Origin of the sequence: Janthinobacterium sp. SUN176, assembly GCF_030587335.1 — a bacterium.
GTDB classification, from domain to species: Bacteria; Pseudomonadota; Gammaproteobacteria; order Burkholderiales; family Burkholderiaceae_D; genus Janthinobacterium; species Janthinobacterium kumbetense.
The window spans coordinates 18,315-37,468 of the sequence record NZ_JAPWIA010000006.1 but is presented as its reverse complement, the minus strand read 5'-3'; the positions used below and the strand labels follow the sequence as shown (position 1 = coordinate 37,468).

The following is a 19,154-nucleotide window of genomic DNA, read 5'->3' as shown; positions in this document are numbered from 1 at the left end:
CGTGAACCAAGCTTCAGCTATCGACGTTAAACAATTGGGCAAGGTCGGCGTCCTGTTCGGCGGCCGTTCGGCCGAGCGCGAAGTGTCGCTGATGTCCGGCGCGGGCGTGCTGGCAGCCCTGAAAAGCCATGGCGTGGATGCGCATGGCTTCGATACGGGCGAACGCAGCCTGGCCGAATTGGCCGCTGAGCAATTTGACCGCGTCTTCATCGCGCTGCACGGCCGCTTCGGCGAAGACGGCAGCCTGCAGGGCGCGCTGGAACAACTGGGCATTCCATACACGGGCAGCGGCGTGATGGCCTGCTCGGTGGGCATGGACAAGGTTTATACCAAGATGATCTGGCTGATGCACCAGCTGCCGACGCCAAAGTACGCGGTACTGGACGACAGTTCCGACTTGGCCAAGGTCACCGCGGAACTGGGCTTGCCGCTGATCGTCAAGCCGCCGCATGAAGGCTCGAGCATCGGCATCACGACCGTCAACGAAGCGTCGGCCTTCCAGGCCGCCTACGACATCGCCGCCGGCCTCGATGATTCGGTACTGGCCGAGGAATTCATCAAGGGCCGCGAATTCACCGTCGCGATCCTGGGCAAGGGCGCCACGGCGCGCGCGTTGCCGCCGATCGAAATCGTCGCGCCGCAAGGCAATTACGACTACCAGAACAAGTACTTCACGGACGACACGCAGTATTTCTGCCCGCCGCAGCTCGATGGCGCGATCATCGCAGAGATGGAACGCATCGCCCTGGCCGCCTACCGCGCCCTGGGCTGCGAAGGCTGGGGACGGGTCGATGTCCTGATGCGCGCGGCAGACAGCGCGTTGTTCCTGCTGGAGGTAAATACCTCGCCCGGCATGACGGGGCACTCGCTCGTGCCGATGGCGGCGCGCGCGGAAGGCACCAGCTATGAAGACCTGTGCCTGGAAATCGTCGCCGGCGCAAGCCTGAAAATGCACAAGGGACAGCGCTGATATGTGGCATGACGCTAAAAGCCTCAATACGACTGCCAACGGCTTGCTGGCCGCGGTTCTGGTCGTGTGCGTGGCCGCCGGCGTCTGGTGGGTGTCGCAGCGTCCCATGTTCGACCTGCGCACGATCAAGGTGGAAAGCGCGGACGACAAGGGCCTGCGCCACGTGAATTACCTGACCCTGCGCAGTGGCACGCTGGGCCGCATCAAGGGTAATTTCTTCACGACCAACCTGGAAAGCGTGCGCGGCGTGTTCGAATCGGTGCCCTGGGTGCGCCGTGCCAGCGTACGGCGCGAGTGGCCGAACCAGCTGATCGTGGCGCTGGAAGAACATGAGGCGCTGGGTACCTGGGGCGAGGACGGGCGCTTGCTGTCAGTCAAGGGCGACGTGTTTACGGCGAATGTGGCCGAGGCGGAAGACGACCATGAATTGCCTGCGTTTGCCGGCCCCGATGGCAGCGAAAAGGAAGTGCTGGCGACCTACGTGCAGCTGGCAAAGTGGTTTGCGCCGTTGAAGATGGTGCCGGAAACCCTGTCGCTGTCGAGCCGCTATGCGTGGACCGTAAAACTGGATAACGGCATGAGCGTGGCGCTGGGGCGCGAACAGAATCATACGACACTGAAGGCGCGGGTTGACCGGCTGGTGGGCATTTACCCGCAGCTGGCGAGCCGGCTGGAAAATATCGACACGATCGATATGCGTTACCAGAATGGCCTGGCGCTCAGTTCCGCCGGCCTGGTGATACCGGCCGAAGGCAAGGATGGCAGGCCGGCAGCGGCAATCAAGAAGAAAAATGGCAGTCCGATTAAAAAACCGACTTAACCGAATAATCAATTAATCAATTAATCAATTAATAGCCCAAAAAACTAGGCGAAAGAAATGACAAAAGACGCGAAAAACCTGATCGTCGGCCTCGACATCGGCACCTCGAAAGTGGTGGCGGTGGTAGCCGAAGTGATGTCCGACGGGCGCCACGAAGTGATCGGGCTGGGCCAGCACGAATCGAAGGGCCTGAAAAAGGGCGTGGTGGTCAATATCGAGGCCACGGTGGAGTCCATCCAGCGCGCGCTGGAAGAGGCCGAGCTGATGGCCGACTGCAAGATCCGTAATGTGTATGCGGGCATTGCGGGCAGCCATATCCGCAGCTTCAATTCCAGCGGCATGGTGGCCATCAAGGACAAGGAAGTGACGGCGACCGACGTGGCGCGCGTCATCGAGACGGCAAAAGCGGTTAACATTCCGACCGATCAGCAATTGCTGCACACGGTGCCGCAGGAGTTCATCGTCGACAGCCAGGAAGATGTGCGCGAGCCTATCGGCATGAGCGGCATCCGCCTGGAGGTGAAGGTGCATATCGTCACCGGCGCCGTGTCGGCAGTGCAGAACATCGTCAAGTGCGTGCGCCGCTGCGGCCTGGAAGTGTCGGACCTGATCCTGCAGCCGATGGCGTCCGCCGATGCGGTGCTCACGCCCGACGAGAAGGAACTGGGCGTGGTGCTGATCGACATCGGCGGCGGCACGACCGATGTGGCGGTATTCTCCGATGGCGCGATCCGCCATACGGCAGTCATTCCCATCGCCGGCGACCAGATCACCAACGACATCGCCATGGCCTTGCGCACCCCGACCGCGGAAGCGGAAGAAATCAAGATCCGCTATGGCGTGGCCAAGCAGGTCCTGGCCGATCCCGGCGAATCGCTGGAAGTGCCTGGTCTGGGCGACCGCGGCCCGCGCAACCTGTCGCGCCAGGCGCTGGCGGCAGTGATCGAGCCACGCGTCGAAGAGCTGTTCGCGATGGTGCACCAGGTGGTACGTGAATCCGGCTACGAAGGCGTGCTGTCGTCGGGCATCGTGCTCACGGGCGGCACCTCCATCATGCCCGGCATGGTGGAAATGGCGGAAGACATTTTCCTGAAACCGGCGCGCCTTGGCACGCCCGAGTATCGGGGCCAGCTGGCCGACGTGGTGCGCAGTCCGCGCTATGCCACGGTATTGGGCCTGCTGCTGGAAGCGAAGAAGCAATACCTGCGCGGCCACATCGTGACGCGTCAGGACGGCTCGGTGAAGGCAGTCTGGCAGCGCATGAAGGAATGGTTTTTAGGGAATTTTTAAGGGCTTGATTTACGCCCGGCAGGTCAGGTTTTTTGGCAGCATCGCAGGTACACACATAACTTTATTTTATATTTAACCGCAGTTTTCAATCTCCAGTTCTCCTACCAATATGAGGCCTGGCGCTTGGAAACCGCATCTGATAGGAGCACATCATGGAGTTCGATATGGTCGATAACACAGCTTTAGGTACCGTCATCAAGGTCGTCGGCGTCGGCGGTGCGGGTGGCAATGCAGTCCAACACATGATCAACAAAGGCATGTCGGGTGTGGAGTTCATTGCCGCCAACACCGACGCACAGGCCCTGTCGACATCGAAGGCCCACAACATCATCCAGATCGGCGATACCGGTCTGGGCGCCGGCATGAAACCTGCCGTTGGCCGCCAGCTGGCGGAAGAATCGCGCACGCGCATCGCCGATTCGCTGCGCGGCGCGCACATGGTCTTCATCGCTGCCGGCATGGGCGGCGGTACGGGCACGGGCGCCGCTCCTATCGTGGCTGAAGTGGCCAAGGAACTGGGCGCGCTGACGGTGGCCGTGGTTTCCAAGCCATTCTCGTATGAAGGCCAGAAGTGCATGGACATCGCCGACGAAGGCCTGGAGCAGCTGTCCCTGCACGTCGATTCGCTGATCATCATCCTCAACGAAAAACTGGAAGAGATCTACGAAGACGAAAGCATGCTGGAATGGATGCAGCATGCCGATGATGTGCTCAACAACGCGGTGGCCGGCATTGCCGAGATCATCAACGTGCCAGGCCATATCAACGTCGACTTCAACGACGTGAAAACCATCATGGGCGAGCAGGGCAAGGCCATGATGGGCACGGCGACGGCTTCCGGCGTCGACCGCGCACGCATCGCCGCGGAACAGGCTGTCGCTTCGCCGCTGTTGGACGGCATCGACCTGTCCGGCGCGCGCGGCGTGTTGGTCAACGTCACGGCCAGCCGTGGCTTGAAAGGTAAAGAAATCAAGGAAGTCATGGCCGCCGTGCGCGCGTTTGCCGCACCGGATGCGTCGATCGCGCAAGGTATCGCCTACGACGACGCCATGGGCGACGACATCCGCGTTACCGTGGTGGCCACGGGCCTGGGCCGCGCGAAGAAAAACATCCAGCTGGTACCGCAGCAAGTGCTGCGCACCGGTACGCACAACAGCCCGTTGACCCCATCGGCTGCCATGGGTAGCGCGCAAGCGGCGACGACGACAGTTGGCGTGGCTACGCCGGCTGCCGGTTTCGACGGCATGAAGGCGCCGGCAGTATGGCGTCGCGAATCGGCTTCCGAGCAGGTGCGCGCGATGGAAAAGAATGGTATGGAGACGTACGATATTCCAGCCTTCCTGCGCAAACAGGCCGACTAAGGTGATGTGATGCATGTAACGATGACGGCGGCCTGAGGGCCGCCGTTTTTTTTTGCCGGCTTTTGACTTTTGACTTTGCCTTTTCGGCCGTTTTCTGCACAAATACGGCAAGTCAGGCATACTATCGCGCAGTGTCGGCATCATGCCGGCAGCATCCTCAACCGACAGTACACAAGGAGTCAACATGACCATCAAGATCGGCGACACCCTGCCAGAAGGCACCCTGGCTGAATTCATCGAAAGCGAAACCGAAGGCTGCGCACTGGGTCCGAACACGTTCAACGTGCAAGACCTGGTCAAGGGCAAGAAGATCGCCATCTTCGGCCTGCCAGGCGCCTACACCCCGACCTGCTCCGCACAGCACGTGCCGGGCTACGTCAAGCACGCCGCGGACCTGAAAGCCAAGGGCGTCGATGAAATCTGGTGCATCTCCGTCAACGACGCGTTCGTGATGGGCGCCTGGGGCCGCGACCAGAAAGCTACCGGCGTCGTGCGCATGATGGCTGACGGCAACGCCGCCTACAGCAAGGCCCTGGGCCTGGACGCCGATTTTTCCAAGCACGGCATGGGCACGCGCTCGCAGCGCTACTCGCTGCTGGTCGACAATGGCGTCGTGACGCAATTGAACATCGAGCAAGGCGGCAAGTTTGAAGTGTCGAACGCGGAAACCTTGCTGGGCCAACTGGCTTAAGTCCCTGAGAAAAAGTCCATGGCGGTGTTGCACTGCCTTGGCGTACTACTCGTACTGCCTGCGGCAATGCGCCTTGCCCTGAACATTTTTCAGGGACTTGTCCTTTTTTGACGTAAAAACGGCGCCATCGGCGCCGTTTTTTTATTGTACCGACGGCTTGCTCGCCTCGAACATGGCCGCATCGATGCTGAACGAATAATCGTCCTGCAGTGCGAAATACCGGCGCGCTTCCTCGGGCGCGCCATCGAACAGGTTGCGGATGGCCGCCACTCTTTCGCTTGGCGTGCGCATGCGGGCCACCCACTCGTCGAACTGCATGGTCAGTTTCCACACGCTGCGCAAGCTGTGCGTAAAACCTGCGTTGTCAAACTTGGCGCCCCATTCGCAGCTGCGGTAGTCGCGTACGTGGGACGCGTCGCGCAGCATTTCCACCGCCTGCAAGGTGCTGTCGTAGAGGGCCGTCTTGGGCGCGACGATGTCGACCACTAATAAGGTGCCGTTCGGGCGCAGCACGCGCCACGCTTCTGCCAGGGCTCCCGCCACGTCGTTCCAGTGGTGCGCGGAAAAGCGCGTGACGACCATGTCGAAGCTGGCGTCGGCAAACGGCAGGCGGGCCACGTCGCCTTGTTGCGTGCTGATATTGTGCAAGCCGCGCTGCACCCTGGCGCAGTCGACCACGTCGAGCATGGGCTGCGCCAGGTCATAGGCGACCACCGATTGCGCCACGGGGGCGACGGCGAAGCTGGCGTGGCCGGCGCCGCAGCCCAGGTCCAGTACCACCGGCTTGCCGTGGCGGCGCGCGCATTCCTGCATCAGCACCAGGTCGGCGCCTTGCGCGTGTACGGCGCTGCTCAGGTAGGCATTGGCCGTCTTGCCAAACTGTTCGGTAACGACATCGTGCTGCTGCATGGTTTTCTCCTGTGGATGGCTGAGTTCCTGCAGAATAGGGATAAAATTATCCTGTAACAAGACCATAACTTATACTGGTATATCTACTACCATGCTTCCCCGTCATGTCGAACAAACTTGCTGAATTCATCCGCGCCCGGCGCGAAACCGTCACCCCCGCCATGGCCGGCTTGCCCGGCGGCGGACGGCGGCGCACGCCTGGCTTGCGGCGCGAAGAGCTGGCACAGCTGTGCGATGTCAGTCCCACCTGGCTGACGTGGCTGGAGCAGGGGCGGCCCGTGTCGGCATCGGCCAAGATGCTGGCGCGCCTGGCGCAGGTGCTGCAGCTGAGCGCGGCCGAGCGCGCCTACCTGTTCGAGGTGGCAGACAAGCATGACCCCAGCCATGGCGCAGGCGAGGGCGGGGGACCTGCCGCCGCCGAGTTGGCCGCCATCGTCGCCGCCATCGACGCGCCCGCGTATATCCTGGACCGCGCATGGAATGCCGTGGCGTGGAACGGGGCGGCGTCCACGCTGTTTACGGGCTGGCTGCACGGCGACGGGGACGCGCCGAACCAGTTGCGCTTCATGTTCCTGGAACCTGGTGCGCGCGATCTGGTCGTCGGCTGGCCCGAGCGGGCGCAGCGCCTGGTGGCGGAGTTTCGCGCCGATATCGGCCGGCAGGCGGACCAGGCGCCGCTGGCTGGCCTGATCGCCGAACTGGCCGATGCCAGCCCTGAATTTCGCCAGTGGTGGGGCGCGCAGCAGGTGCAGGGCCGCGATGGCGGCCTGCGCCAGTTCCGGCATGCGCAACAGGGCCTGCTTGCGTTCAATCAAGTGACCCTGCACCTGGCGCGCCAGCACGACTTGAAACTGGTGATGCTGTTGCCTGTGTCATAAGGTAAAACGGCCGCGCTTGTTATAATCGGGCTGACCGCCTGGCCCTGCCTTTCCAGACCATGCTGTCCTGGCTCCGGCCGTCGCCATGATGACGGTCCCGCTCTTTCGCCAGGAGTCTGTCCTGTTACCCCACAATCCCAACCTGCGCAGCATCTATGTGATGCTGGTCGCCGTCGCCATGTTTTCCCTGATGGACACAGCCATGAAGCTGTTGTCCGCCCATTACCCGCCGATGCAGGTGACGGCCTTGCGCGCCCTGTCGTCGTTGCCGCTCGTCTGCCTGTACCTGCTGTACCGCGGCGCCTTCAAGAACGTGCTGAAGGTGCGCTGGCCGCTGCACCTGTTGCGCGGCGTCCTGGGTGTGCTGATGATCACCCTGTTTGCCTACGGCCTGAAGCGCATGTCGCTGGCCGAGACGTATGCGCTGTTTTTCGTCGCCCCCTTGCTGATCACCGTCCTGTCGGTTTTTATCCTGAAGGAAAAAGTGGACTTCGCGCGCTGGTGCGCCATCGCCGTGGGTTTGCTGGGCGTGCTGGTGGCGCTGCGCCCCGACGGTTCGGGATTCTTTTCGGTGGCCGGGCTGGCCGTGCTGGGCTCGGCCGCCTGTTACGCCATTTCCGCCGTCACGGGCCGCATCCTCAGCCGCACGGACGCCAGCGAAAGCATGGTCTTTTGGCTGATGGTGATGATGGCCCTCGGCGGCGTGGCCCTGTCGGCGCACGAGTGGGTGAGCATCCGCCGCGAAGACTGGTGGCTGCTGGCGGGCTTGTCGCTGAGTGGCTTCCTGGGGCAGCTGGCGATTACGGAAGCGTTTCGCCATGGCAAGGCGTCCAGCGTGGCGCCATTCGAATACTCGGCCCTGGCCTGGGGCATGGCCCTGGACTGGATGCTGTGGCGCGCCTTGCCCGACGAATACACCCTGATCGGTGCGGCCATCATCATCGGCAGCGGCATTTACCTCGTGCGCAGGGAGGCTGTCCACGCCGAGAGTGAGCATCCATGAGTAGCGGTTGTGGTATTTCTGGCGTGGGCCATGCCGCGCCGCAACGAAAATCCGGCAAATAGATATAATCGACAGATGTTAAAACAACGCACCATCAAACAACAGGTCCGCACCATCGGTGTCGGTTTGCATTCTGGCACCAAGGTCGAGCTGACTCTGCGTCCTGCCGCGATCGACACGGGCATCGTGTTTCGCCGCATCGACCTCGATCCCATCGTCGAGTTCCCCGCCAGCGCCATGGCCGTGGGCGATACGCGCATGGCTTCCGTGCTGATCAAGGATGGCGCCAGGGTTTCTACAGTGGAACACCTGATGTCGGCTGCGGCCGGCCTGGGCGTCGACAATATGTATATCGACGTGAATGCGGAAGAAATCCCCATCATGGACGGTTCCGCCTCGTCCTTCGTCTACCTGCTGCAGCAGGCTGGCGTGGAAGAGCAGCAAGCGCCAAAGAAATTCATCAAGGTCATCAAGCCCGTGGAAGTGCGTCACGGCAAGGGTGACGCGGAGAAATGGGCGCGCTTGTCGCCGTATGACGGCTTCAAGCTCGATTTCTTTATCGAATTCAATCACCCGGCCGTCGATGGCACGATGCAGCGCGCCTCCGTCGACTTTGGCGACGTGTCGTATGTGCACGACGTGGCGCGCGCACGCACGTTTGGCTTCATGCAGGACGTGGAAAGCTTGCGCGGCATGGGTCTGGCGCGTGGCGGTTCGCTGGAAAACGCCATCGTGATGGACGAGTACCGCATCCTCAACGCCGATGGCTTGCGCTATGAAGACGAGTTCGTGCGCCACAAGATCCTCGACGCCATCGGCGACCTGTACCTGGTGGGCCACCCCTTGCTCGCGTATTACACGGCGCACAAGTCAGGCCATGCGCTGAACAACCAGCTGCTGCTGGCGCTGCTGGAACAGCCGGAATCGTATGAAATCGTTTCCTTCGATACCAATGAGGCGGCGCCGCAATCGTACCTGCGTCAAATGGAGCGCGAGTGGTCTTTGACCTGAGTTAATCCTTAGGTTCGCGGTGGTGGCGCACCATATTGCGCAGCGCCGCGATCAGCTGCTCGTTCTGCTTCGACGCTGGCAGGGCCGTGCTCAGCTCTTCCAGGGCCGACATGGCTTTTTCCGGCAAGACCAGCGCCCGCGTATGCACGATGGGCGCGATGCTCTTGATGACCTGCACTTTCAGCTTGATGCCTGAAATCTGCCAGCCTTTTCTTTCCAGTTCCCCTTGCAACTTTGGCAATTGCTGCTTGAGCTTGGCCGCCAGCGCCGCGTTCGGCGTGGCCAGCACCAGTTGGCCGCTCTCGAATTGCAGGATGTCGCAATGCTCGAACATGGCCGGCAAGGCCTTGGCGCAATCTTTTTGCAGGGCGGCCAGACGCGTGACGGTGGGCATCAGGGAAGCCATCGTCGCATTGCCGCGCAGAAAATCGGTTGCGCCCGTGACGGCCGGGCCGGAGCGGGCAAAGCCGTAGCCGCGGCGCGGTGCCGGAGAATAAGTGGGAGTTCGCATGGCCGAAACATAGCACACTCGCCCCCGCGTGACGAGTGCGGCGGCGGGTGCGGTGCAGGCGGGCGGACCGTATTGCCTTACAGTATGGAAAATGTCCGCAATTTCTGCTATTTGTTTGTCATTAAGCTATTGTTATATGGCGCATTACCCCAACCATGTCGGGAACGCATGATAAAATCATCGTCTTTTGCCATAGTCGAACTCCGTGCGGTGACGCGATTACTACCGCGTTGTTCCCTACCGAGCTTTTTTTAACGGCGTTTTTTCAAGAATTCAAGCATGTCATTACTGACCCAGATTTTCGGTAGCCGCAACCAGCGGCTGCTCAAGCAATACCAAAAAACGGTACGCGAGATCAATGCGCTCGAGCCGGCCATCGAAAAGCTGTCGGATGCCGAGCTGCAAGCGAAGACGCCTGCCTTCAAGGAACGCATCGCCGCGGGCGAATCGCTCGATGCCTTGCTGCCGGAAGCCTTTGCCGTCTGCCGCGAGGCCAGCAAGCGCGTCCTGCGCATGCGCCATTTCGATGTGCAGATGATCGGCGGCATGGTCTTGCATTTCGGCAAGATCGCGGAGATGGGCACGGGCGAGGGCAAGACCCTGATGGCAACCTTGCCAGCCTACCTGAATGCCTTGTCGGGCAAGGGTGTGCATATCGTCACCGTCAATGACTACCTGGCGCAGCGCGATGCCGAAACCATGGGCCGCCTGTATGCATGGCTGGGCCTGTCGACTGGCGTAAACATGTCGCAGATGGAGCACAGCGCCAAGCAGCAGGCGTACAACTCCGACATCACGTATGGCACGAATAACGAATTCGGTTTCGACTTCCTGCGCGACAACATGGTCTACGAAGCGCGCGAGCGCGTGCAGCGCAGCCTGAACTTCGGCATCGTCGATGAAGTCGACTCGATCCTGATCGATGAAGCGCGTACGCCGCTGATCATTTCGGGCCAGGCCGAGAACCATACGGACCTGTATCACAAGATCAATGAAGTGCCTGCGCGCCTGACTTTGCAGATCGGCGAAGAAACGCCGGACGGCAAGGGCAAGGTTGAAGTGCCGGGCGACTACACCAAGGATGAAAAAGCGCACCAGGTGCTGCTGACGGAAGCCGGCCACGAAAAGGCCGAAGGCATCCTGATGGAGATGGGCCTGCTGCCGGAAGGCGCCTCGCTGTACGACTCGGCCAACATCACCCTCGTGCATCACCTGTATGCGGCCCTGCGCGCGCATGCGCTGTACTTCAAGGATCAGCACTATGTGGTGCAGAACAATGAAGTGGTGATCGTCGATGAATTCACGGGCCGTCTGATGACGGGCCGCCGCTGGTCCGATGGCTTGCACCAGGCCGTCGAAGCGAAAGAGGGCGTCAAGATCCAGAACGAGAACCAGACCCTGGCCTCGATCACCTTCCAGAACTACTTCCGCATGTACGCCAAGCTGGCCGGCATGACGGGTACGGCCGATACGGAAGCGTACGAATTCCAGGAAATCTACGGCTTGGAAACGGTTGTGATTCCGCAAAACCGTCCGCTGCAGCGCAAGGACCGTCAGGATCAGGTCTATAAATCGTCGGCGGAAAAATACAACGCGATGTTGAACGACATCCGCGACTGCTACGAGCGCGGCCAGCCCGTGCTGGTGGGTACCACCTCGATCGAGAACTCGGAACTGCTGTCGGGCATCCTGACCAAGGCCGGTTTGCCGCATAACGTGCTGAACGCGAAACAGCATGCGCGCGAAGCGGAAATCATCGCCCAGGCAGGCCGTCCGAAAGCCATCACCATCGCCACCAACATGGCCGGTCGCGGTACGGACATCGTGTTGGGCGGTAACGTCGAGAACCAGATCAAGTTCATCGAAGCCAATCCTGAGCTGAGCGACGCCGACAAGGCAGCCCAGTCGCAGACCTTGCGCGATGAATGGCAATCCCTGCACGACCACGTGGTCAATGCGGGCGGCTTGCACATCATCGGCACCGAACGCCACGAATCGCGCCGCGTCGACAATCAGCTGCGTGGCCGTGCCGGCCGCCAGGGTGATCCGGGTTCGTCGCGCTTCTACCTGTCGCTCGACGACGCGCTGCTGCGCATCTTCGCCGGCGACCGCGTACGCGCCGTGATGGACCGTTTGAAAATGCCGGAAGGCGAACCGATCGAGGCAGGCATTGTCTCGCGTTCGATCGAATCGGCCCAACGCAAGGTTGAAGCGCGCAACTTCGATATCCGCAAGCAATTGCTGGAATACGATGACGTCGCCAACGACCAGCGCAAGGTGATCTACCAGCAGCGTAACGAGCTGCTGGAAACGACCGATATTTCCGACATGATCGCTTCCTTGCGTCATGGCGTGTTCACCGACCTGGTGCACGAGTACGTGCCGCATGAATCGGTGGAAGAACAGTGGGATATCAAGGGCCTGGAAAATACCCTGGCGAGCGAATGGCAGCTGGACTTGCCGCTGCATGAAATGCTGGAAGCCGATTCGACCCTGACGGACGAAGAGATCCTGGAAAAAGTGCTGGCCGCGGCCGATGCCGTGTACCAGTCGAAGATCGATATCGTCGGCAAGGAATCGTTTGGCGGCTTCGAACGCAATGTCATGCTGCAAAGCGTGGACAGCCACTGGCGTGAACACCTGGCGGCGCTCGATCACCTGCGTCAGGGCATTCACCTGCGCGGTTATGCGCAGAAGAATCCGAAACAGGAATACAAGCGCGAAGCGTTTGAACTGTTTGGCCAGATGCTCGACATGATCAAGAACGACGTCACGAAACACGTGATGACGGTGCGTATCCAGTCGCGCGAAGAAGTCGATGCGGCCGAACAGGCGATGCAGCAGTCGCACGTGGAAAACGTGCACTACCAGCACGCCGAATTCGACCCGAACGCGGCGCCGGAAGAACTGCTGGCTCCTTCGGCCGGCGGCAACATGGACAACGTCGACGACATGAGCGTGAGCATGGGTGTTAAAGTGGGCCGTAACGACCCATGCCCTTGCGGCAGCGGCAAGAAGTACAAGGCTTGCCACGGCAAGCTGGCGTAAAGCCCGCTGCATGGCCTGAACAAAAACGGAGACCGCGGTCTCCGTTTTTTTATGTCCGGCATGCCTTGCCCGGCCCCGGCTCAGGGAAAGGCCCAGTATTGCGGCGCCTGCGAGGGAATGCCCTTCAAGCCGCCGCGGTTTTTTGCCCGTTGGCCCGTCTTGATCATGGTGGCGATATCGGTCAGCAAGACGCGGTTGCTGGCGAAGTAATCGTGCCCCATGAAGTTCATGATGACGGCTGAGGCATCGACGAGCTCCATGCCGGGAATGCCGACGACGGGGCCGCGGATATCGCCTATCCTGTCCCAGTCGGCAAAATTGTAGGAAGCGCGGATGGCCTTGTCGTTCGCGGACGCGTACAGGGTGGCGGAGAGCTTGAGGCTGGCAAAGCGGGGGGCGATCTGGTCGCGGAAGACATCGGCATTGATGTCCGGCGCCGCCAGCACCACCTGCTTGAACAGGGGCAGCAGGTCGGGGCGCTTTTCCAGCAGGTTGGCCAGGGCCACGGTCATCGGACGGTTGCCCATGCTGTGGGCGATGAGGTAGATATCGGTGGCCGAGGAGTGCTCCGCGAAATCGGCCAGGAACGCCTGCAGGTGCGCCTGCGTCCATTCGGCGGAATTCTGGTCGTATTCGTAGCCGGCCATCGAGCCTTTCGATGGCCAGCTGTAGAACACGGGCAGGGCGCCGATATCGAGGTCGACCGCCATCTGCGCCGTGCGCCGGGCGGCGTCGTCAAAGGAATTGCTGTAGCCGTGGATATAGATGAAGGCGGCGCGGCGTTCCGGTGCGGCTTGAATGCTTGCCTTGACGGTAGCGAGGAAATCCGCGCGCGACAGGCGCGTGGTTCCCTTGATCAGCACATATTTTTGCGCATCGTCGCCGGACAGGATGGCGTACCACGGCGGCAGCGGCAGTTCGCCCGGCGCTCTTTTTTCCGGGATGCTGACGAGGACGCTGCCGTAGCTCAGGTGGGGCGCGGCGCGGTTGGGCTGCCAGCCATAGCTGCGGCTGCTGGCCTGGTATTGCCTGTCGGTGGCGTAGTACACGGTGACGTGCACGGCGCCGGCCGGCGGTGGATCGTTGCCAGGCTTGGCCATGCCGCTGCTGCCCGTGAGCATGCCGCTGCTGCCGGCCAGGTTGCCCAGATTGCCGACCAAGCCGCCGATGCCTAACCATGAGCTGTTCCATGGGAAGGTTGGCGGTGGTCGTCCCACCCCGGTCGCGGGTGGAAATTCTGCCGCTGGCGGCGTTTCAGCGGCCGGCGGCGCTGTGGATGCCAGATCGGTGGCGTGGCCGATGGCATGATCGGCCGGTTCGCCTGGCAGCGTACAGGCCATCAACGAGGCAAGCAGGCAAAGCAGGCAGCATAAACACCATAGACGCAACGGGCGTGACGAGCCTGAATCGCTGCGATGCATGCGGTAGGATTTTCCATGCGCCATGACATTCCCTCCCCGGGCGCTTGTGCGAGACGCGTGATCGTCTGTTCCTATACCTTAGCGCCGCCAGGCGGCGGCGTTCTGATAAATCGCAAGCCTGGTCATGTTGCCGACCCGCTTCGCGACTGCCCTGGCCGGCGCGACTATTCCCTTGCCGCATGTTCACCGGCGCCGCGAAGGCGCTACAATAGCGCTTCCCTTTTCCCTCGCAGAAGAAATCACCATGGCCGTCAATTCCCCCAAGCCCGTCGCCGCCGACTTGAAAGCCGTCGCTGGCATTGAAATCGGTGTTGCCGAAGCCGGCATCAAGAAACCCAACCGCAAGGATTTGCTGGTATTGAAACTGGCGCCGACGGCCACCGTGGCCGGCGTGTTCACCTTGAACCGCTTCTGCGCCGCGCCCGTGCAAATCTCGAAGGCCAACCTGGCCGCCGTGACGGCCGGCGCCGCGCCGATCCGCGCGCTGCTGGTCAATACGGGCAACGCGAATGCGGGCACGGGCGAATCGGGCCTGGCCGACGCGCAGGCCAGCTGCGCCGCGCTGGCCGAGCTGCTGGGCTGCACGCCGCAGCAAATCCTGCCGTTTTCCACCGGCGTGATCCTGGAACCCTTGCCCGTGCAGCGCCTGGTCGCCGGCTTGCCGCAAGCCGTGGCCGCACTGACGCCGGACAACTGGTTCTCGGCCGCCGAAGCCATCATGACCACCGACACGCAGCCGAAAGCCGGTTCGCGCACGGTCACCATCGGTGGCCACACGGTGACCCTGACGGGCATCAGCAAGGGCGCCGGCATGATCAAGCCGAACATGGCCACGATGCTGGGTTTCCTCGCGTTTGACGCCACCGTGGCGCAACCGGTGCTCGACCAATTGGTGAAGCAGGCGGCCGATAAATCGTTCAACTGCATCACCATCGACGGCGACACCTCCACCAATGACTCGTTCATGCTGGTAGCCACGGGCGCCGGCAGCCTGGTCATCGATTCCATCGATTCGCCGCACTATGCGGAACTGGCCGCTGCCGTGACCGAACTGTCTACTTTTCTCGCGCAAGCCATCGTGCGCGACGGCGAAGGCGCGACGAAATTCATGACCGTGACCGTGGAAGACGGCCGCAACGTGGAAGAGTGCCGCAAGATCGCCTATTCCATCGCCCATTCGCCGCTGGTGAAAACGGCGTTCTTTGCCTCCGACCCGAACCTGGGCCGCATCCTGGCCGCCATCGGCTACGCGGGCGTGGACGACCTTGATGTGGGTCAATTGAACCTGTATCTGGACGACGTGTGGGTGGCCAAGAACGGCGGCCGCAACCCGGACTACCAGGAACAGGATGGCCAGCGCGTGATGCAGCAAAGCGAAATCACCATCCGCGTGAAACTGGCGCGCGGCGATGCCACGGCTACCCTGTGGACGTGCGATTTGTCGCATGACTACGTGTCGATCAACGCCGACTACCGCTCATGACCGGCCTCGATCAATTCCTGATCCGCGCCGAACGGGTACTGGCGCGCCTCGAGTCGATCTTGCCGCCGGCCTTGCCGGCGACGGACTGGAACAGCTTTGCCTTCCGCTGGCGCCGGCGCCAGGGCGCGGCCAGCCATCTGCAGGCCGTGGCCCACGTGTCGTCCATCGCCTTGGATGACTTGCACAATATCGGCACGCAAAAGGCGCAGATCGAGCAAAATACGCGCCAGTTCGTCAGCGGACGTCCCGCCAACAACGTGTTGCTGACGGGCGCGCGTGGCACGGGCAAGTCGTCGCTGATCAAGGCATGCCTGAACCAGTTCGCCGATCAAGGCCTGCGCCTGATCGAAGTGGACAAGGCGGATCTTGCCGACTTGCCCGACATCGTCGACCTGGTGGCAGCGCGCCCCGAGCGCTTCATCATCTTTTGCGACGACCTGTCGTTCGAAGAGGGCGAGAGCGGCTACAAGGCGCTGAAAGTGGCGCTCGACGGCAGCATCGCCGCGCAATCGGACAATGTGCTGATCTACGCCACGTCGAACCGCCGTCACCTGATGCCGGAACGCATGTCCGACAACAGCAGCTACAAGACGGACGATGACGGCGATTTGCATCCGGGCGAGACGGTGGAAGAGAAAATCTCGCTGTCCGAGCGCTTTGGCCTGTGGCTGTCGTTCTACCCGTTCAAGCAGGATGACTACCTCGATATCGCAGCGCACTGGCTCGCTTCGTTCGGCTGCACGCCGGAACAGATCGCGCAGGCGCGCGGCGACGCCCTGCGCTGGGCCTTGCAGCGCGGTTCCCGTTCGGGCCGGGTGGCGTGGCAATTCGCACGCGATTATGCTGGGAAACTACCTGCGGGAAAGTTGCCGCAATGAGTGATATGAAAGTGACACCGGTGGATGTCGCCGTCGGCATTCTGATGAAACCGAATGGCGACGTGTTGCTGGGCCAGCGCCCGGCTGGCAAGCCGTATGACGGCTATTGGGAGTTTCCTGGCGGCAAAGTCGAGCCGGGCGAAGCCATTTTTGACGCCTTGAAGCGCGAGTTTGTCGAGGAACTGGGTTTATATATCGACAGTGCCGAGGCCTGGTGCGGCGTCGAATATGTGTATCCGCACGCCCACGTGCGCCTGCATTTCTATATCAGCCGCGAGTGGCGGGGCGAGCCGCAAAGCCTGGAAGGGCAGGCGTTTGCCTGGCAGGGCACGGTCGGCGTGGAACCCTTGCTGCCGGCCACCATTCCCTTGCTGGAATGGCTCGACGAGGTACGCCGGGAATCGCTGGCGCTTGCCTGATTGACACTTGTGCCAGCGGGCAGCACCATGCTGCGTGCTGGCGCAAGCTTTCCTGTGACTTTCCTTGTATCGCGCGCGCTTTGCGCTACAGTGCTTTCATCTAGCATTGGGAGTTGCGCATGCCGCTGACACTGACCTTTACCGATACCGATGAATTGCTGATTGCCGCCCTGCACAAGCGTGCGCGCGCGCATGGCCGCAGCATCGAAGACGAGCACCGCGACATTCTGCGCAGCGCCTTGCGGCCGCTGCCGAAGCGTCCGCTCGACGATATTTTGCGCGGCATGCCCGACGTGGGGCTTGATGCGGATTTCGAGCGCCGCACTTGACGTGCGATGTCCGCCTACCTGCTCGACACGGATGTGATCGTTGCGGCGCGCAAGGGCAGCGCTGCGCCGGAGGGCGTGCGCACTTTTTTCGAACGGGTGGCGCCGGAAATGCGCTATGTGCCGGTACAGGTGATCGCGCAGTTGCGCGCAGGCATACAGCGCAGCTGGCTGCGCGAAGCGGCGCTGGAAGCACTGGCGCTGGAAGGCTGGCTGGAAGCAGTGCTGGCGGACTATGCGCCGCGGCTGCTGGAATTCGACCTCGATTGCGCCCTCGTGTGCGCCCGCCTGTGTGAGCGGGGCCATGCGCATGGCGTCGATGGGCAGATCGCGGCGATGGGTATCGCCTATGGCTTGACGGTGGTCAGTGGCAGGCTCGACAGTTTCGCGGCGCAGGGGCTGCGCCTGGAAAATCCGTTTCGCTGAGAATTATTGCGGCTTGTTGTCTTCGTCTGCCAGCGGATCTTCGAACGGGTCGGCGGCGGGGATCGTGTATTTCTCTTCGGCCCAGGCACCCAAGTCGATCTGCTTGCAGCGTTCCGAGCAGAAGGGGCGGAATTTGTTGGCTTCAGTCCATTCGACTTTGGCGGCACAGGTAGGGCAATTAACGACGGTCATGATGGGGCAAATAAGTAACAGTTAAAAATTACAGAGCGTGAGCTCGAATGGGACATCTTCTTCCAGCGGCTTGGGCTTCAAGTCGCCGCCCTGGGTAGTGAAGCGCACCCACAGCATATATTTATTGGCGGAAATTTCCGGGATGGCGCCGCTGCTTTCATCCAGGCTCAGGCGCAGCATCTGGTATACCTTGCCTTGCAGCATTTGCTGGTAGCTGCCGCCATTGGCGATCAGTTTAACGGGGCCGCCGGAATCGCGCAGCAGGCGCAAAACCAGGGCCAGCGCGTCGAACAGCGGAGCGAGCGGGGCGAACCAGGCGTGGATATCGGTCAAGCGCTGTTCCGAGCTGCGTTTTTGCCAGGCAAAGTAGGATGGCAAGTCGAATTCGCAGGCGCCGCCGGGGATGATGGTGCGGCCGCGGATGCTCATCAGCCATTCATTGTCGCGGATATTCTGCCCCGTCTTGCCTTGCGCCGCCACCAGAGCGCCGCTGACACTGTCGAGTTCGCCAAGGATGGCATCGAGCGTTTCCGGTTCCACATTTGGATTGCTGCGGTAACCGAGCAGGCTTTGGCGCTGGCGCTCGAGTTCCTGCAGCAGGTCGGACTTCAGGTCGGCGCGGCCAGCCACTTCGAGCATATCGAAAATAGTTGCCAAGGCAACATGGTGTTGCATTGCATGCTCTTGCTGGATGAAGAACTTGAATTTGTCGTACAGGTCTTCCAGCCGCAACAAGGTACGTATGCGTTCGTTGAAAGGGTATTCGTAGACAATCAAAATAATTCCCTTAAGTAAGGACCTGCAAACAATCCCGTGATTTTGAACCAAGCGTCGACAAATTACAAACGTTGCGACCCGATTCCGGCCATTCTTTTTGAAAATGCCAGATATAAATCGTGCAACTGGGCAATCTGCGGCGCCAGGGCGGCCAAATCGCCATTATTGTCGATCACATCGTCCGCCGCCGCCAGGCGCATGGCGCGCGTGGCCTGCGTCGCCATGATGGCTTTGACTTGTTCTTCCGATAAGCCATTGCGCGCCATCACGCGCGACACTTGCAGGCTTTCCAGGCAATCGATGACGAGCACCCGGTTGACGCGTTCCACCCATCCGCCGGACTCGACGAGCAGGGGGACGGCAAAGATCACGTAGCTGCCCGTCGCTTCGGCGGCGGCCGCCAGGGTCGCCTGGCGGATGCGCGGGTGCAGGATGGCTTCCAGTTTTGCCTTGGCGGCGGCGTCGGCGAATACGAGGTTGCGCATTTTTGAGCGGTCGAGGGCGCCGCGCGCATCGGCGTAGTCGGGGCCAAATTCCGCCACCAGGGCCGGCATGGCCGCGCCATTGGGCGCCGTCAGGCTGTGCGCGATCTGGTCCGTGTCGACGATGGAGGCGCCCAGCGCGGCGAACTGGTCGGCCACCGTGCTCTTGCCGCAACCGATGCCGCCGGTGAGACCCACGCTGAAATACGGTGCGTTATGAAGTTGCATGTGTTTTTCCATAGGGGCAGTGTTGCGCGG

20 protein-coding genes are annotated in these 19,154 nt (G+C 61.6%); 14 read left to right on the top strand and 6 right to left on the bottom strand.

Translation table 11 applies throughout. The features are described 5' to 3' along the window. The first annotated feature begins 1 nt into the window (after position 1). From O3299_RS25455 to O3299_RS25435, 5 genes are all read left to right on the top strand, one after another. Positions 2–970: a D-alanine--D-alanine ligase gene (locus O3299_RS25455; RefSeq protein ID WP_305054623.1), complete on the top strand. Its 969-nt coding sequence runs from the start codon at positions 2–4 to the stop codon at positions 968–970. A 1-nt stretch (position 971) separates the two neighbouring features. Beyond that, the gene (locus O3299_RS25450) at positions 972–1,790 is read left to right on the top strand and encodes a cell division protein FtsQ/DivIB (protein WP_099665427.1); all 819 of its coding nucleotides are present in this window, start codon (positions 972–974) and stop codon (positions 1,788–1,790) included. 57 nt (positions 1,791–1,847) lie between these two features. After that, the gene (gene ftsA, locus O3299_RS25445; protein WP_010394955.1) at positions 1,848–3,080 is read left to right on the top strand and encodes a cell division protein FtsA; all 1,233 of its coding nucleotides are present in this window, start codon (positions 1,848–1,850) and stop codon (positions 3,078–3,080) included. Between the two features lie 152 nt (positions 3,081–3,232). Beyond that, positions 3,233–4,441, top strand: a complete 1,209-nt coding sequence (gene ftsZ, locus O3299_RS25440) for a cell division protein FtsZ (protein ID WP_034748865.1) — start codon at positions 3,233–3,235, stop codon at positions 4,439–4,441. 184 nt (positions 4,442–4,625) lie between these two features. Continuing rightward, entirely contained in the window at positions 4,626–5,132 is a 507-nt protein-coding gene (locus tag O3299_RS25435) for a peroxiredoxin (RefSeq protein ID WP_034784976.1), read from the top strand. A gap of 141 nt (positions 5,133–5,273) precedes the next feature. Here O3299_RS25435 and O3299_RS25430 read toward each other — a convergent pair whose 3' ends face one another. Continuing rightward, on the bottom strand, positions 5,274–6,041 hold the full coding sequence (locus O3299_RS25430) for a class I SAM-dependent methyltransferase (protein ID WP_289919562.1): 768 nt from the start codon (positions 6,039–6,041) through the stop codon (positions 5,274–5,276). A 104-nt stretch (positions 6,042–6,145) separates the two neighbouring features. Here O3299_RS25430 and O3299_RS25425 point away from each other — a divergent pair, with 104 nt between their 5' ends. The 3 genes from O3299_RS25425 to lpxC all read left to right on the top strand — a co-directional run bounded on the left by O3299_RS25425 (position 6,146) and on the right by lpxC (position 8,933). Beyond that, on the top strand, positions 6,146–6,919 hold the full coding sequence (locus O3299_RS25425) for a helix-turn-helix transcriptional regulator (RefSeq protein WP_305063489.1): 774 nt from the start codon (positions 6,146–6,148) through the stop codon (positions 6,917–6,919). Positions 6,920–7,079: 160 nt separating this feature from the next. Next, positions 7,080–7,922: a DMT family transporter gene (locus O3299_RS25420; RefSeq protein WP_099668227.1), complete on the top strand. Its 843-nt coding sequence runs from the start codon at positions 7,080–7,082 to the stop codon at positions 7,920–7,922. A 75-nt stretch (positions 7,923–7,997) separates the two neighbouring features. Further along, positions 7,998–8,933: a UDP-3-O-acyl-N-acetylglucosamine deacetylase gene (gene lpxC, locus O3299_RS25415; protein WP_077399869.1), complete on the top strand. Its 936-nt coding sequence runs from the start codon at positions 7,998–8,000 to the stop codon at positions 8,931–8,933. Between the two features lies 1 nt (position 8,934). Here the strand turns inward: lpxC and O3299_RS25410 are convergent, their stop codons facing one another. Continuing rightward, positions 8,935–9,444, bottom strand: coding sequence for a DciA family protein (locus tag O3299_RS25410; protein WP_099665424.1), 510 nt, complete (start codon positions 9,442–9,444; stop codon positions 8,935–8,937). Between the two features lie 279 nt (positions 9,445–9,723). Here O3299_RS25410 and secA point away from each other — a divergent pair, with 279 nt between their 5' ends. Further along, positions 9,724–12,492: a preprotein translocase subunit SecA gene (gene secA, locus O3299_RS25405; protein ID WP_099665423.1), complete on the top strand. Its 2,769-nt coding sequence runs from the start codon at positions 9,724–9,726 to the stop codon at positions 12,490–12,492. Between the two features lie 80 nt (positions 12,493–12,572). Here the strand turns inward: secA and O3299_RS25400 are convergent, their stop codons facing one another. Continuing rightward, positions 12,573–13,832 carry an alpha/beta hydrolase gene (locus O3299_RS25400; protein WP_305063488.1) on the bottom strand — a complete coding sequence of 420 codons (1,260 nt, stop codon included), beginning with the start codon at positions 13,830–13,832 and terminating at the stop codon, positions 12,573–12,575. A 325-nt stretch (positions 13,833–14,157) separates the two neighbouring features. Between O3299_RS25400 and argJ the strand changes: the two genes are divergently transcribed. The 5 genes from argJ (at position 14,158) to O3299_RS25375 (ending at position 17,445) form a co-directional block, all read left to right on the top strand. Beyond that, positions 14,158–15,396: a bifunctional glutamate N-acetyltransferase/amino-acid acetyltransferase ArgJ gene (argJ, locus tag O3299_RS25395; protein ID WP_305054626.1), complete on the top strand. Its 1,239-nt coding sequence runs from the start codon at positions 14,158–14,160 to the stop codon at positions 15,394–15,396. Continuing rightward, positions 15,393–16,274 (top strand): ATP-binding protein, encoded by an 882-nt coding sequence (locus tag O3299_RS25390; protein ID WP_289906890.1) that lies wholly within the window; start codon positions 15,393–15,395, stop codon positions 16,272–16,274. Before argJ ends, O3299_RS25390 begins: the two co-directional genes overlap by 4 nt. Continuing rightward, complete coding sequence (locus O3299_RS25385) at positions 16,271–16,693, top strand: NUDIX domain-containing protein (RefSeq protein WP_251351085.1); 423 nt, start codon at positions 16,271–16,273, stop codon at positions 16,691–16,693. Before O3299_RS25390 ends, O3299_RS25385 begins: the two co-directional genes overlap by 4 nt. A 119-nt stretch (positions 16,694–16,812) precedes the next feature. Further along, a complete protein-coding gene (locus O3299_RS25380) occupies positions 16,813–17,022 on the top strand; it encodes a DNA-binding protein (protein ID WP_251351086.1) in 210 nt (69 codons plus the stop codon). Between the two features lie 6 nt (positions 17,023–17,028). Beyond that, the gene (locus O3299_RS25375; protein ID WP_305063487.1) at positions 17,029–17,445 is read left to right on the top strand and encodes a PIN domain-containing protein; all 417 of its coding nucleotides are present in this window, start codon (positions 17,029–17,031) and stop codon (positions 17,443–17,445) included. Positions 17,446–17,448: 3 nt separating this feature from the next. Here the strand turns inward: O3299_RS25375 and yacG are convergent, their stop codons facing one another. From yacG to coaE, 3 genes are all read right to left on the bottom strand, one after another. Next, positions 17,449–17,640, bottom strand: coding sequence for a DNA gyrase inhibitor YacG (gene yacG / locus O3299_RS25370; RefSeq protein WP_034748814.1), 192 nt, complete (start codon positions 17,638–17,640; stop codon positions 17,449–17,451). An 18-nt stretch (positions 17,641–17,658) separates the two neighbouring features. Continuing rightward, a complete protein-coding gene (gene zapD / locus O3299_RS25365) occupies positions 17,659–18,414 on the bottom strand; it encodes a cell division protein ZapD (RefSeq protein ID WP_077399896.1) in 756 nt (251 codons plus the stop codon). A gap of 62 nt (positions 18,415–18,476) precedes the next feature. Then, positions 18,477–19,124, bottom strand: a complete 648-nt coding sequence (gene coaE / locus O3299_RS25360; protein WP_289900360.1) for a dephospho-CoA kinase — start codon at positions 19,122–19,124, stop codon at positions 18,477–18,479. Positions 19,125–19,154: the final 30 nt, after the last annotated feature.

Bases quoted from the DNA above. Each gene is read 5' to 3' on its own strand.
- O3299_RS25420 (WP_099668227.1), top strand. From the start codon at position 7,080: ATGCTGGTCGCCGTCGCCATGTTTTCCCTGATGGACACAGCCATGAAG.
- O3299_RS25390 (WP_289906890.1), top strand. From the start codon at position 15,393: ATGACCGGCCTCGATCAATTCCTGATCCGCGCCGAACGGGTACTGGCG.
- argJ (WP_305054626.1), top strand. From the start codon at position 14,158: ATGGCCGTCAATTCCCCCAAGCCCGTCGCCGCCGACTTGAAAGCCGTC.
- ftsA (WP_010394955.1), top strand. From the start codon at position 1,848: ATGACAAAAGACGCGAAAAACCTGATCGTCGGCCTCGACATCGGCACC.
- O3299_RS25385 (WP_251351085.1), top strand. From the start codon at position 16,271: ATGAGTGATATGAAAGTGACACCGGTGGATGTCGCCGTCGGCATTCTG.
- lpxC (WP_077399869.1), top strand. From the start codon at position 7,998: ATGTTAAAACAACGCACCATCAAACAACAGGTCCGCACCATCGGTGTC.
- O3299_RS25375 (WP_305063487.1), top strand. From the start codon at position 17,029: ATGTCCGCCTACCTGCTCGACACGGATGTGATCGTTGCGGCGCGCAAG.
- O3299_RS25430 (WP_289919562.1), bottom strand. From the start codon at position 6,041: ATGCAGCAGCACGATGTCGTTACCGAACAGTTTGGCAAGACGGCCAAT.
- secA (WP_099665423.1), top strand. From the start codon at position 9,724: ATGTCATTACTGACCCAGATTTTCGGTAGCCGCAACCAGCGGCTGCTC.
- ftsZ (WP_034748865.1), top strand. From the start codon at position 3,233: ATGGAGTTCGATATGGTCGATAACACAGCTTTAGGTACCGTCATCAAG.
- O3299_RS25435 (WP_034784976.1), top strand. From the start codon at position 4,626: ATGACCATCAAGATCGGCGACACCCTGCCAGAAGGCACCCTGGCTGAA.
- O3299_RS25380 (WP_251351086.1), top strand. From the start codon at position 16,813: ATGCCGCTGACACTGACCTTTACCGATACCGATGAATTGCTGATTGCC.
- O3299_RS25400 (WP_305063488.1), bottom strand. From the start codon at position 13,832: ATGGCCTGTACGCTGCCAGGCGAACCGGCCGATCATGCCATCGGCCAC.
- O3299_RS25410 (WP_099665424.1), bottom strand. From the start codon at position 9,444: ATGCGAACTCCCACTTATTCTCCGGCACCGCGCCGCGGCTACGGCTTT.
- O3299_RS25425 (WP_305063489.1), top strand. From the start codon at position 6,146: ATGTCGAACAAACTTGCTGAATTCATCCGCGCCCGGCGCGAAACCGTC.
- coaE (WP_289900360.1), bottom strand. From the start codon at position 19,124: ATGCAACTTCATAACGCACCGTATTTCAGCGTGGGTCTCACCGGCGGC.
- O3299_RS25450 (WP_099665427.1), top strand. From the start codon at position 972: ATGTGGCATGACGCTAAAAGCCTCAATACGACTGCCAACGGCTTGCTG.